Source organism: Cupriavidus sp. FW305-F7, from assembly GCF_058782875.1.
The window spans coordinates 1-13,286 of record NZ_JBYSYC010000090.1 but is presented as its reverse complement, the minus strand read 5'-3'; the positions used below and the strand labels follow the sequence as shown (position 1 = coordinate 13,286).

At 63.4% G+C, this 13,286-nt stretch carries 10 protein-coding genes and 2 pseudogenes; 4 read left to right on the top strand and 8 right to left on the bottom strand.

Translation table 11 applies throughout. The annotated features are described in order from the left end of the window. The 7 genes and pseudogenes from AC3WL8_RS39000 to metC all read right to left on the bottom strand — a co-directional run. Positions 1–341, bottom strand: a pseudogene (locus AC3WL8_RS39000) (NAD(P)(+) transhydrogenase (Re/Si-specific) subunit alpha); the annotation flags it as partial. A 73-nt stretch (positions 342–414) separates the two neighbouring features. Continuing rightward, entirely contained in the window at positions 415–1,470 is a 1,056-nt protein-coding gene (locus AC3WL8_RS38995; RefSeq protein ID WP_492380178.1) for a porin, read from the bottom strand. A gap of 206 nt (positions 1,471–1,676) precedes the next feature. Continuing rightward, on the bottom strand, positions 1,677–2,981 hold the full coding sequence (locus AC3WL8_RS38990; protein ID WP_492380177.1) for a D-amino acid dehydrogenase: 1,305 nt from the start codon (positions 2,979–2,981) through the stop codon (positions 1,677–1,679). A gap of 23 nt (positions 2,982–3,004) precedes the next feature. Then, the gene (locus AC3WL8_RS38985; protein ID WP_492380176.1) at positions 3,005–4,036 is read right to left on the bottom strand and encodes a Bug family tripartite tricarboxylate transporter substrate binding protein; all 1,032 of its coding nucleotides are present in this window, start codon (positions 4,034–4,036) and stop codon (positions 3,005–3,007) included. 110 nt (positions 4,037–4,146) lie between these two features. After that, a complete protein-coding gene (locus AC3WL8_RS38980; protein ID WP_035817066.1) occupies positions 4,147–4,926 on the bottom strand; it encodes an SDR family NAD(P)-dependent oxidoreductase in 780 nt (259 codons plus the stop codon). A 19-nt stretch (positions 4,927–4,945) separates the two neighbouring features. Beyond that, positions 4,946–5,881, bottom strand: a complete 936-nt coding sequence (locus AC3WL8_RS38975) for a 4-hydroxy-tetrahydrodipicolinate synthase family protein (RefSeq protein WP_492380175.1) — start codon at positions 5,879–5,881, stop codon at positions 4,946–4,948. A gap of 72 nt (positions 5,882–5,953) precedes the next feature. Continuing rightward, positions 5,954–7,183 carry a cystathionine beta-lyase gene (metC, locus tag AC3WL8_RS38970; RefSeq protein ID WP_492380174.1) on the bottom strand — a complete coding sequence of 410 codons (1,230 nt, stop codon included), beginning with the start codon at positions 7,181–7,183 and terminating at the stop codon, positions 5,954–5,956. Between the two features lie 206 nt (positions 7,184–7,389). On the opposite strand from metC, the gene AC3WL8_RS38965 reads away from it, so the two are divergent. Together AC3WL8_RS38965 and AC3WL8_RS38960 are read left to right on the top strand one after the other, a co-directional pair. Then, entirely contained in the window at positions 7,390–9,735 is a 2,346-nt protein-coding gene (locus tag AC3WL8_RS38965) for a molybdopterin guanine dinucleotide-containing S/N-oxide reductase (protein ID WP_492380173.1), read from the top strand. A 466-nt stretch (positions 9,736–10,201) separates the two neighbouring features. Beyond that, positions 10,202–10,891, top strand: a pseudogene (locus AC3WL8_RS38960) (helix-turn-helix domain-containing protein). Positions 10,892–11,019: 128 nt separating this feature from the next. On the opposite strand, the gene AC3WL8_RS38955 reads toward AC3WL8_RS38960, so the two are convergent. After that, positions 11,020–11,478, bottom strand: coding sequence for an Lrp/AsnC family transcriptional regulator (locus tag AC3WL8_RS38955; protein ID WP_492380172.1), 459 nt, complete (start codon positions 11,476–11,478; stop codon positions 11,020–11,022). Positions 11,479–11,773: 295 nt separating this feature from the next. Here AC3WL8_RS38955 and AC3WL8_RS38950 point away from each other — a divergent pair, with 295 nt between their 5' ends. Both AC3WL8_RS38950 and AC3WL8_RS38945 read left to right on the top strand, forming a co-directional pair. Further along, the gene (locus tag AC3WL8_RS38950) at positions 11,774–11,989 is read left to right on the top strand and encodes a hypothetical protein (protein WP_492380171.1); all 216 of its coding nucleotides are present in this window, start codon (positions 11,774–11,776) and stop codon (positions 11,987–11,989) included. A 556-nt stretch (positions 11,990–12,545) separates the two neighbouring features. Next, positions 12,546–13,286: reverse transcriptase N-terminal domain-containing protein (locus AC3WL8_RS38945; RefSeq protein ID WP_492380170.1), on the top strand; the 741-nt coding region annotated here is incomplete at its 3' end.

Here is a 13,286-nt window from a genome sequence, read left to right as displayed (position 1 = left end):
AGGGCAAAGGCGGTGATGTTCGCGGCGGACATGCGCGCGTTGTTCTCGGCGTCGAAGGGATTGAGCATGCCGACCAGTACGGCGCCCGGCTTCATGTGCGCCAGCTCGGTGATCTCGGGCGCGCGCACCTTGAGCACCAGGTCGGCGCCAAGCGCCTCGGCGGCTGTGCCGATGGTCGCGCCGACGGCCTCATAGGCACTGTCGGGCTGACAGGCTCGTACGCCTGCACCCGCCTGCACCACGACCTTGTGGCCCTGCGCGACGTACTTCCTGACAGTCTCGGGGGTGCCGGCGACGCGGGTCTCGCCGGCCCGCGTCTCGCGCGGGATACCTATGTACATCTCTGCCTCCTTGGATGATGATCGATGTGGGTGGCGGGCGGCCGGGGATACCTGCCGCGCCCCACGTGTGGGACTAGAAAATATGCTTCATGCCGGCTGCCAGGCCGGTCTGTCCCACGCCTGGCGCGACCTTGGTCGCACTCGCCACGCCCAGCGTCGAGCGGCCCGCGTTGTCCATGTAGGACGCGTTGACATAAAGCTCCGTACGCTTCGACAGGTTGTACGCCGCCTGCAGCACGTAGCTGATGGCGTCGTCGGCCGAGACACGGTTATCCGTCCGGTAGATGCCGGCGCGCAGCGTCAGTGCCGGTCTTACCGCGTAAGCACCGCCCAGCCAGTAGAGATGGGAGCGGCTAGCGGGCGCGCCCAGTCCGTTCTGCAGGAGCCGGTATCCGGCCTCGGCCGTGAAGGGGCCGCTGGTGTAGAGAAGTCCCGCCGCGTAGCGGCGCTCAATGTTGCCCGCCGTGGCCGTGGATGTGCCGCGGCGCTGGTCATAGGCAATGGCCAGTCCGAACTTGCCGACGGTGTACGAGGCGCCGGCGCCGATCTCCTGGCCGACGCGTGGCGCGCCGGGGACTTCGCCGCCGTTGCCGATGGTCGAGTCATAGCCGGCGCTGTACAGCCCGCTGACGGTCAGTTCGCCGAAGTTGCCCGTGTACTTGATGGCATTGTCGGCCCGCCCCGCGAACTGCGCATCGTGGGCAAGCACGGAGTACGGCGCATAGCGGTTCGCGTCGAAGGGGATGAAGAAATCGAACAGGATATTGTTCTGGCGCCCGAGCGTGACCTGGCCCCACGGCCCCGCGATACCGACGAATGCCTGCCGGCCGAACAGGCGGCCGCCAAATCCGGCCATGCCGGTGTCCGTCAGGAAGCCGCTCTCCAGCACAAAGATCGCGCTCATGTCCGCGCCCAGTGCCTCCTTGCCCCGCATGCCCCACCGCGATGCCGCGGTGTTTCCGGAGGTGACCCGGTATGCGGACCCCGAGCCATTCGTGCCGGCATGGCTGACATACTCCACGCCGGCATCCATGACGCCGTATAGCGTGACGCTCGACTGCGCCTGTGCCGTCGCGGCGAGCAGGCACCCCATTGACGCCGCGATGGCGCACTTTCCTGATGTTTTCATCGTTCTCCTCCGTAGGTATGTTCGAGTTGCTGCCCGCGCAGGGCAGCGCGCGCCACCGCCCGGGCACGGGCGATTCGGCGATAGTGGTGATGCGGCTATGGCGGTTCAGCGGGTTGCCGTGCGTGTCACGCAGGCGCTGCCATCTGCGTCGATGGCACTCGGCGCGAACGGGGCCGCCAGCAGCGGCGGCCGTGCAAGTCAATGGATCAGGCCACGCGAGCCGGCGCGCGTCCGGCGCGGTGCATGCCGAAGCGCTCCACGGTCAGTCCGTCCATGTCGATCTCCGGCGGCCTGCCGGAGACCGCGTCGGCAACAAGCCGGCCGGTGCCGCACGCCTGTGTCCAGCCATTGGAGCCGTGGCCAGCATTCAGGTAGAGCCCCTGCAGCGGTGTCGCGCCGAGGATGGGCGGCCCGTCCGGCGTCATCGGACGAAGGCCGGCCCACGACGTGGCCGCGGCATAGTCGAGCCCGCGTGGAAAGAGCCGTCGCGTCAGTGTCGACAGCAGTTCCGTGCGGACCCGGCGCACTGACAGGTCGTATCCGACGAACTCGGCCATTCCCGCGACGCGCAACTTGTCGCCCAGGCGGGTCAGCATGATCTTGTTGTGCTCGTCCATGATCGCCATGCGCGGTGCAGCCCCGGTGTCGGCAATGGGGATCGTGATCGAATAGCCCTTGAGCGGATAGATCGGGATTCGCAGGCCTGCAGTAGCGAGTAGCGCGGGCGCCTGGCAGCCGAGCGCCACCACGCAGGCATCGGCCTGGCGCTGATCCGTCCGCCCGTCATGCGTGATCTCGACGCTGCGAAGGCGGCCGTGCGCATGGACGAGGCGGGTTGCCGAAGCGCCGTACTGAAACGACACGCCGCGACGGGCAAGATAGCTGGCAAGGCCGGCGCAGAACTTTGCGCTGTCGCCTGATGCATCGTCCGGCAGATGCAGTGCGCCTTGCCATGCGGCGGCAGACGCCCGCAGCGATGGTTCGAGGGCCATGGCTTCGTCGCGCCCCATCATTCGCCATGGCACCTGGAACTGGCTGAGTGTGCGCGTGGCCAGCTGTGCCAGTTCGACTTCCTGGTCGGTTTCGAGCAGTTGCAGCGTGCCGTCGCAGTGAAAGCCGAAGTTGAGCTCCGGCACTTCGTCACGCAAGGCCTGCATGCAGCGCATGCTGTAGTGTGCCATGCGCTGCATGCGTGCCTTATTGATGCCAAAGCGCTCCGCATTGCATTCCTTGAGCCATTTGGCGAGCCAGCGCAGGCGCTCGGCATCCGGCATCATCGAAAAGCGCACCGGCGCATGTTTTTGCAGGGCCATGCGCAGCACCTTGTACGGCATGCCCGGCGACGCCCACGGTCCGGCAAAGCCGGGGCAAAGGCCCCCCGCGTTGCCGAAGCTCGAACCCATCCCCGGGCCCGCTTGCCGCTCCAGCACGGTCACCTCATGGCCGTCGCGCCACAGGTGGTAGGCGGCGGATATGCCGGCGACGCCGGCGCCAAGCACTAGTACGCGCATGTCTGCTGCCCCGTTCCAAGGATTCAGTCGGCGGTGATGTGTGCACGATCGATGATCGCGCGATAGCGCCTGGTTTCGCTGTCGATATATTGCTCGAATGCGACGCCATCCTTGTAGGCGCTCTCGAATCCCAGTCCGTTGAGGCGATCCTTGATGTCCGGCGACGACATGATCCTCGCCGAGGCGCTGTCGAGCTTCTTCCTGATCCCATCGGGCAGCCTGGCCGGTGCCCACAGGCCATACCAGGAATAGAACTCGAAGTTCTTGAATCCCGCTTCCTGCATGGTCGGGACGTCCGGCAACAACGGGCTGCGCGTGCGCCCGGTCACCGCGATCGCGCGCAGCTTGCCGGCCTTGACGCCGGGCAGCGACGAGAGCATGGGATCCATCATCCCCTGGGCCTGGCCGCTCATGAGGTCGGTCAGCGCCGGACCGCCGCCCTTGTACAGGGCAATGGGCACCTGCAGGTCCGCGATGCCGCTGTCATACATGAACTGGGACAGGGCCAGGTGGCCGGCGGAGCCGTTGCCGCTGGTCGCGAAGTTGTACTGCTTGGGGTTGGCTTTCACGGCGCGCGCCAGTGCCTGCGGCGAGTTCGCCGGCACCTGCGGATTCACGCTAAAGATCAGCGCGCCTTGCGCGAGCATGCTGACCGCCGTGAAATCCTTGACCGCATCGAACTTGATGGTCTTCCGATAGAGCATCGGATTAATGTTGTGGATCGAGGCGTTGATGTAGAGGGTGTAGCCATCAGCCGGCGCGCGGGCGACGATGCCGGCCCCGACAAGGCCCGATGCGCCCGGCCGGTTGTCGACAATGACGGTCTGCTTCAGCTCCTGGCCGAGCTTCATCGCGAACACGCGCGCAAGGCCGTCCACCGAGCCGCCAGGCGCATGCGGCACGATGATGGTGATCGTACGAACGGGGTAGGCGCTGTCAGGCCTGGATTCCGCTTTTGCGACGCCCGCGGATGTCAGGACGGACAGGAGGAAGATGCCCATGCGTGCGACGGGCATGGGGCGGGAACGGATCTGGGTGAGGGGGCGTGGTTGCATGGCCGGATCAACGTAACTTGCTGGACAAGGGAAGGCAGCGCCATCGCGCGCGATGACGTGGGGCGCGGCGGGCGGCGCTGCCTTGGAATGGCTTCGGTGAAGCTGGTGGCTCAGAAGGTGCCGGGGTAAGCTGCACCGTCGATCAGGATGTTCTGACCGCAGATATAGCTCGCGTGCCCGGAGCAGATGAAGGCGCAGAGTGCGCCGAGCTCTTCCGGCCGGCCATAGCGGCCAGCCGGGTTGTCGGCGCCGCGTTCGTTCCAGAGTTGCTCGAAGCTCTTGCCGGTCGATTCCAGCATGCCTTCGATGTGGTGGCGCTGGGCATCGGTCGCGAACACGCCCGGGAGCAGGTTGTTGATCGTGACGTTGTGGCGAACCGTCTGGCGCGCAAGCCCTGCGACGAAGCCGACGAGGCCAGAGCGCGCGCCATTGGACAGGCCCAGTTCCAGCTGCGGCGTCTTCACGCTGCGCGAGACGATATTCACAATGCGGCCGAAGCGGCGTTCGATCATGCCGTCCACGGTGCGCCGGATCATGTCGATCGGCCCGATCATCATGGCATCGATCGCAGCGTGCCAGTCTGCCGGTGTCCACTGGCGAAAATCACCGGGCGGGGCACCATCCGCGTTGTTGACCAGGATGTCGGGGGCAGGGCATGCCGCCAGCGCGGCGGCGCGCCCCTCGTCCGTGGTGATATCCGCTACCACGTAGCGGACATCACCGCCCGTCGCGGCGCCGATTTCCGCTGCCGCCGCGGCCAGCGTGCTCTCCGTGCGGGCGGCGATGAATACCTTCACGCCTTCCGCCGCCAGTTGGTGCGCGCAAGCGCGCCCCATGCCCTTGCTCCCGCCGAAGACGAGTGCATGGCGCCCTGCAATGCCGAGGTCCATTGATCGCTCCCGGTTCGGTTCAAACGGCTTTGAGCATCGGCGACGACCAGCCGTACTTCCGGTCGAGTTCGAGCTCCTTGATGACGCGCAGGCCGCGCAGCAGGGGCTCGCCTTCCAGGCCGGTGAGCGGCTTGCGCAGTTCGCCCGAAGGCAGGCCCACCGCCTTCATCAGCGACTTGATCGCCACCGGGTTGATGGCCGAGTAGGCGTAGTGCAGCAACTGCAGGTTCTGCAGGTAGGCCTGGTGGAAGCTGGCCGCGGTGTCGGGGGATGTCCAGGGACGGGAGATCTGCGTCAGCTCCGCCGGGGCGATATTGCCGGTCATGTTCGCGGTGCCATGGCCGCCCAGGCTCATGGTTGGAACGACCAGGCCAAGGTTGGGCGAGTCGCAGCACATCACGGAGACATCCGGCGCGCCGCGCAGCACTTGCGCTACCTGTCCCACGCGCGTCGTCGACTCCTTGTGGACGACATAGTTGGGATGCTTGAAGATGCGCAGCAGGCTGTCCCAATGCAGGTCGGTCTTCACACGCGGCGGGTTGTTGTAGATGCCGAGGGGCAGGTCGGTCTCGTCGGCCACTTCCAGGAAGTAGCTTTCGATATCGGCTTCCGGCGCGCAGATGTAGGCGGGCGCGGCGATGATGGCGCCATCCGCGCCGTTGGCTCTGGCAAAGCGCAGATAGTACTTGGTGGTTTGGGTGTTGTTGCCGGTGCAGCCATAGAACAGCTTCATCTTGCCGGTCTTCATTTTCGCGGTTTCCACGATGATGGCCTCGCGCTCTTTTTGCGAGAGCATCGAGACCTCGCCCGTGGATCCCATGATCAGCACCGCCGAGGTGCCGTGGCGTTCCTGGAAATCCAGCAGTTCGCGAAAGGCGCCGAAGTCCGGGCTGCCGTCCTTGGCAAAGGGGGTGATCAGGGCAACAAAGGATCCTTCAATCTTCATCTTGCTCATGTCTGTCTCCGTCGTGGATTGGTGTAGGGGGGGAAAGTGCCGGGAAAACCCGGCTTTAGGCTGCGTTGTCGTTCAGGTCGGACAAGCCTGGTCGGCCTGGACGTCCTGCAATGCCTCCAGGCTGGATTCATGCGCGGACAGCGCCATCAGGCCGCGCTGCAGATCGTCGATGAGGTCTTGCGGGTCTTCGAGACCCACATGCAGGCGCACGGCCTGCCCTTGATACGGCCAGCGCGCGCCGGTGCAGTTCTTTCCCGGGGTGAACGGGATGGCGAGGCTTTCATAGCCGCCCCAGGAAACCCCCAGGCCAAAGTGCTCCAGTGCATCGATGAAGGCGGCAAGCGATGCTTTCGAGTTCGTGCGCAGCACTACGGAAAACAGGCCGCAGGCACCGGTGAAGTCGCGCTTCCACAGCACGTGGCCGGGATGGGATGGCAGTGCGGGATGCAGCACTGCCTCGACCTGCGGCTGGCGCTCCAGCCATCGGGCGACGCGCAGGCCGGATTCCCAGTGGCGCTGGAGCCGCACCGCCATCGTGCGCAAGCCCCGCAGTGCCAGGTAGACGTCGTCCGGGCCCGCGGTCTGTCCCATGTCCTGCGTGGTCTGCTTGATCAGCGGCCAAGTATCCCGATTGCACGTGACCACGCCGAGCATGGCATCGGAGTGACCGACGATGTACTTGGTGGCGGCCTGGATCGAAACGTCGACGCCGTGGGCGAAAGGCTTGAAGAAGAGCGGCGTTCCCCACGTGTTGTCCATGACCACGACGGCGCCATGTCGATGTGCGGCGGCCGAGATGGTCGCTATGTCTTGAATCTCAAACGTCTCCGACCCTGGTGATTCGACGTATACGACACGCGTGTTGAGTCGCAGCAATGACTCGATCGGCGTGCTGCCGACGGGATCGTAGGTCTCGACTTCGACGCCGAACCGCTTCAGGACGCGCTCCAGGAAGGCGCGTGTTGGCGAATAGGCGCTGTCAGTGATCAGCACGTGGTCACCGGCGGACAGCAGCGCCGTCAGCGCGGTGCTGATCGCCGCGAGGCCAGACGGAAACACCAGCGACCGGTGTCCGCCTTCCAGCGCGGCAACGGCTTCTTCCAGCGCGTGGGTCGTGGGCGTGCCGTAGCGGCCGTAGGTCGTCGCGCCAGGCTCTTCCGCGGCGCGGGCGCGCTTCATTTCCTCCCATTCGGCCATCGACCCGGCAAGAATGGTCGATGCCCTGAAGATCGGCGTGTTGACGACCCCGCCGAAACGCTCCGGATGGCGGCCGGCGCATACTAACTGAGTGCTTTCTTTCATCGAATCTCCGTTGCTGAGCGGTGCGGCTTTCGTGTTGTGATCGCCGCTGGAATGTCAATCAGCTTAGGGATGCGTCCGGAGAAAATTCATCTCTTTCCGCTGGAGTATCCCGTGCAAAAGAGAAAAAAATGCTCGCACGGCCCGCCCAACATTGGGTGCTTGCGCCGCCCGTAGCGGGCGCCTGTATTTCGGTGGAGGAGACCAACATGACAACGAAGCTTGCTGCAGCCGATACTCGCAGCCGCTTTCCCACGCTTTCGCACTGGGGTGCATATACGGCCGTCGTAGAAGGCGGAAAGCTCGTCGCGTGCGAGCCGTTTCCCTGCGACAGCGCACCTTCACCGATCCTGCAATCCATGCCGGGCATGGTGCATTCGCCCCTGCGCATCCGCCGGCCTTCGGTGCGGCGCGGCTGGCTGCGCAACCGCGAGAACGCGGAGCGCAGCGAGCGGGGCAACGATGAGTTCGTCGAGGTGGATTGGGACACCGCGCTGGACCTGGTGGCCGGCGAGCTGGCACGGGTGCGCGCCGACCATGGCGATGCATCCATCTTTGGCGGATCCTACGGATGGTCCTCCGCCGGGCGCCTGCATCATGCCCGCACGCTGACGCACCGCTTCTTGTTCGCAGGCGGGGGGTGCACCACGCAGGCAGGCAACTACAGTTGGGGCGCCGCGCAGTTCCTGCTGCCCCATGTGATCGGCACCTACAAGCCAGTCACGGGAAGAGTAACCGACTGGCGCAGCATTCTTGAACACACGGACCTGTTCATCGCCTTTGGTGGCCTGCCCTTGCGCAATACGCAGATCACTTCCGGCGGCGCGGGTGCGCACAGCTCGCAAGAGTGGATAGAACGTGCAAAGTGCTCGGGAGTGAAATTCGTTGTAGTCAGCCCAACGCGCGCTGACATACCCGACGGCCTGCAGGCCCGATGGGTGCCTATCCGGCCCAACACCGACACTGCGCTGATGCTGGGCATCGCGCACACGCTGTTGACGCGCGGCCTGCACGCCGCGGATTTTCTTTCGAGCCATTGCGAGGGCTTTGACGCGTTCGCGGCCTATCTGCTGGGCCGCGACGACGGCCAGGCCAAGGACGCCCGCTGGGCGGAATCGATCTGCGCAGTGCCGGCCGAGACCATCATCGAACTGGCCACGGAAGCCGCCCGGCAGCGCACGATGTTGAATTGCACGTGGTCGTTGCAGCGCGCGCACCACGGCGAACAGCCATACTGGGCCAGCATCGCCCTGGCGTCGATGCTCGGCCAGATCGGCCTGCCGGGTGGCGGCTTCGCGTTCGGGCATGGCTCCATCAACGGCGCCGGGACGCCTCGGCCCGACGTTGCGGCACCGGAAATGGGCGCGGGTGCCAATCCTGCGCGCAGCACGATCCCCGTCGCGCGTATTTCGGACATGCTGCTGAACCCGGGGTGGCGCTACGACTTCAACGGCCGTGAAGGCATCTATCCGGATATCCGCATGGTGTACTGGGCCGGCGGCAACCCGTTTCACCACCATCAGGACCTGAACCGGCTCGTGCGCGCCTGGCAGGTGCCGGAGACGATCGTGGTGCACGACAGCTGGTGGACGCCCACCGCTCGGCGCGCGGACATTGTTCTGCCGGCCACCACGACGCTGGAGCGCAACGACATCGGGGGCTCGTCAAGAGACCGGTACGTGCTGGCGATGCATCAGGCGCTGCCGCCGCAGTACGGCAGCCGCAACGACTTCGACATCTATCGTGACCTGGCACTGCGCGCCGGCTGCGAGCCCGCGTTCACCGAAGGCCGCGACGAGTTCGCGTGGATTCGCCATATCTACGACAGTATGGTGGAACGCTGGGCCCGGGCAGGCTTCGAAGCGCCGCCGTTTGAACAGTTCTGGGAGGAGGGGTGGACCGGCTTGCCGGAGCCGGGCACGCCTTTCGTGCTGTTCTCGGATTTCCGTGCCGATCCACAGGGGCGTCCCCTGAGTACACCCAGCGGCAAGATCGAGCTATACTCCCGGCGCATCAGCGAATTCGGTTATCAGGATTGCCCTCCGCATCCGTCCTGGCTGCCGCCCGCCGAATGGCTTGGCGATGCCGCGGCCCGGCGCTGGCCTTTGCACCTCATCACGTCCCAGCCGGCTGACAAGCTGCACTCCCAGCTGGACGCGGGCAGCCACTCCATGTCTATGAAGGTTGGAGGCCGGCAGGCGATCCATATGCATCCGATGGACGCGGCAGAGCGCGGCATTGTGCAGAACGATATCGTGCGCGTGTTCAATGAGCGAGGGGCATGCCTGGCCGGTGCACGTCTGGACGATGCGCTGATGCGCGGCGTCGTGGTAATGCCCACCGGCGCTTGGTTCGATGCGAACGACAGCTCGCTCGAGCGCCACGGCAATCCCAACGTCCTGACGATGGACCGCGGCACCTCCAGCTTGGCCCAGGGATCCAGCGCGCATTCCGCTCTGGTCGAGATCGCGCCGTGGTCCAACGGAGAACCGCCGGAGGTTCGTGCCTTCGATGCGCCGCAGGTGTCGCCGCTCGTCGGCTCAAGCGCGGGGTGAAGACCATTTCTTTAAGCACATGGAGTTTCGCGAAAAAAAGTCATCGGCACAGCGATAGAGCTCGCAAGACATACACAATATTTTATTCGGCATCTCCAACTGTCGGAACCCGCGCCCTGCGCTGCATCGGTTCGGGCGCAGCACGCCGCGCGCATCCGCCGCTCAGTTGTGAACTTCAAGTTGTGCAGCGGTCAGTAAGTTGAGCGCGCTACGCCATATTGCGACGATAGATATCGACGGTGGTCGGGCGACTCGATGAATCTCATTTTGACCGTACATGCAAACCTCCACGCTGTCGACCGGCTCCCGTCCGGCGCCAAGCACCAGAACAGGGGCGGACTGGTTTGCCCGTGCGCCGCATGGTGTCCACAGCACCTGCGAGCAGACAGACATGCTACCGGCGCTGTCAAACTGACACGTTTCGACGCTTGCGAGGCGCGAGGCAGATGGTGCAAAATCCGGCGAGATGGCATCAATACCTATCTCTATCTGCATCGTGCCAAGGAACGAATCGCAATCGGGCGCCAATGGGGGACTTGTCGCAGTCGTCGTCTACGACGGCCTGAGCCTCTTTGAATACGGCTGCGCCGTTGAAGTGTTCGGTTTGCCCAGACCGGAAATGGGAAAAGCGTGGTATCGCTTTGCGACGTGTTCGGCCGAGCTTGTCCTGACGTCTGCCGGAAGTGCAGCGGGAATCGATCTGTGCCTGCATCTGATCCGCCGGGACTTTGGGCGGCCAATCAGGTCGCACGCCGACTTGTCATGCCGCCACACCGTGAAGGCGGCCAAGCCCAGTACATTGCCGAGCCGGTCTCGAAGCGCAGCAATGCTTCGTTGGCCCCCCTAGTGGACGCGGTGCGCAACATTGGACGAAGACTGGCCGATTGCCAGGATGGCAAGGCAAGCCGCAATGAGTGCCCGCACGTTCCAGCGGCACTTTGTCAGTATGATGGGTATGCCGCCTGGCGAGTGGTTGCTGATAGAGCGTTTAAGCCGAGCGAGGGTGTTGCTCGAAGAGACCGATTCGTCCGTGGATGACATCGCGGTGCAAGTGGGGTTCGGCGCCGCCGCCACGTTGCGCAATCACTTCCGGATCCGGCTCGGAACAAGTCCCGGATACTACAGACGGCATTTCAGTACATCTGCGCTGCATTGATTCCGGCCAATGGCGGATCCCAGTTCCATTGCGCTCCTTTATGGTGGCCCGGGGTGTCCATCCAACCGAGCCACCCATACGCGGGAGATAGTAGGTTTCTTCGCCAGTCCAGGATGACCCGTGCCCGCTTACGCGTAATCCAATGGTAGCGCAGTTGTGTACTTGATCTGTTCCATCGCAAAGCTGGAGCTAACATCGGCAAGCTCCGCCCCTTGGATCAGCTTCTTATAAACGCGATCATAGGCCGCGATATCCGGTACTACCACGCGCAGCAGGTAATCGGTGTCGCCGGCCATCCGGTAAAACTCGGTCACCTCCGGGATCGATGCCACCAATCCATGGAACAGCTTGATCCATTTCAGGTTGTGGTGGCTGGTACGCACTGAGACAAAGACTGTGACACCGGCATTCAACGAGTCTGCGTCCAGCAATGCAATCCGTTTGCGAATGATGCCGGCCTCTTCCAGCTTTTGGATGCGGCGCCAGCAGGGCGTCGAGGTCAGGCCGACGCGGTCCCCAATTTCCGTTACGGAGACAGTGGCGTCTTCCTGCAGGATGGCAAGGATTTTTTTGTCATAGCGGTCCATGTCCGTTAGCTGACTGGGTCCGAGGTTTGAGTAATATCGAGGCGGAGCATCAGTAGCTTGTCTCTCACTTTCTCTCTCTGTAAGTTGAAGTTTCTGGCGGACTCTGCTCCCCTGTCGGGCCGCGATCCACGGATCACAGGATAGGGAGCGCGGGTTGAACGGACTAGTGGCACGAATGACAATTTACGTTCATATCATGCCAAAGTGAGCCTCATGGTGATCCCGATGCGGACAATCGTTCAGGGACCGAATGGTGCACGGCTCGAGCCACTGCTATTCCTTATCGACAAATGGTATGAACGCCCCCACCTACCCAGTTATGGGTCGCAAAATGAGCGATTCCTCACATTCCGACGGCATCGATGTGGCCAAAATGAGGAAGATCATTGATTTCTTCACCGGAGAGTTCGAAATGAAGCGTACGACGGTCGAGGTGGATATCGCGAAGAATGTCTTCGTGCGACCTGCAAGTCGTCTGAATTTCTGTTTCACAGGAGAAGGTATGACCTGACGAAACCGGTTGTTCCATCAACCGTTCCCTACCCAGACATGCGGAGCCGGTAACAGCTCGGTGTGAAGCTCTGGGGACAACGTAGCCGCCGGATAACCGGTACGCCCAGCCGCGAGGCGAAGCGGAATCTGCCAGCACGAAGGCGGAGAGGAGCAAGGGATGAGTGGGTACGACCAACATATGTGAACTTCCGATAAACGTCGTGATCTTTGACAAGCCAAACGTGCTGACAGGCTTGAACCAAAACGGTATGCGGTGAGGAGTGGTCCTTAAAGACTGGGCCACCATGGACAACCAGCCGCCGGCGAAGAGGAAGGGTCCGCCCCGCTCGGAGATTCATGCGGAACAGGGTAAGCCCATAGTACTGCCGGCAACGGCAGGTGAACCGTAAGGAACGCTGTTGGTGCTGTGGGTAAAGGAATGCGGAGAAAGCGAACGCCCGGCTGTAATGGCCAGGATACGGGCTGCAACATTGCCCGACACGAAAGTGGGCAGACTTCCGCGCGGTCATTCATGGCGAGATAACTTTGACCAATCGTTATACGGGGGAAAGCAGATGACGGCATCCGACGCGAAAGCGCCCGGGGCTGGTGCGCCCTCGCGCGCTGCGCAGATGTGGGATCAGGCGAACTGGTCGCAGATCGAGGCAGAAGTGAAACGACTTCAGGTGCGTATCGCCAAGGCAACTCGGGAAGGCCGGTATGGCAAGGTGAAAGCCTTGCAACGTCTGCTGACCCGCTCGCATAGCGGCAAGATGTGGGCCGTGAAGCGTGTGACGGAAAATCGCGGTAAGAGGACGCCGGGGGTGGATGGCAGGATATGGCCGTCCCCGGCGGTCAGATGGAACGGAATGGTGTCGCTACGTCATCGCGGCTATCGTGCGATGCCGCTGCGGCGGGTTTACATTCCCAAGAGTAACGGCAAGAAGCGTCCGCTGGGAATTCCATGCATGCGGTGCCGGGCGATGCAGGCTTTATGGAAGCTCGCTCTGGAACCCGTCGCGGAAACCCTGGCAGACGTCAATTCCTACGGCTTTCGGCCCAAACGCTCGACCGCCGACGCCATCGAACAGTGCTTCAAAGTTCTGGCCAAGCGTGCCTCGCCAGAATGGATTCTAGAGGGTGACATCCGAGGATGTTTCGACAACTTCAGTCATTCCTGGTTCCTGGAGAACATACCGATGGATAAGGGGGTTCTGCGCAAGTGGCTTCAGGCCGGATATATCGATGAGGGAACCCTGTTCGAGTCGCGGGCGGGTACACCCCAAGGGGGTGTCATCTCGCCCGTGATCGCGAAT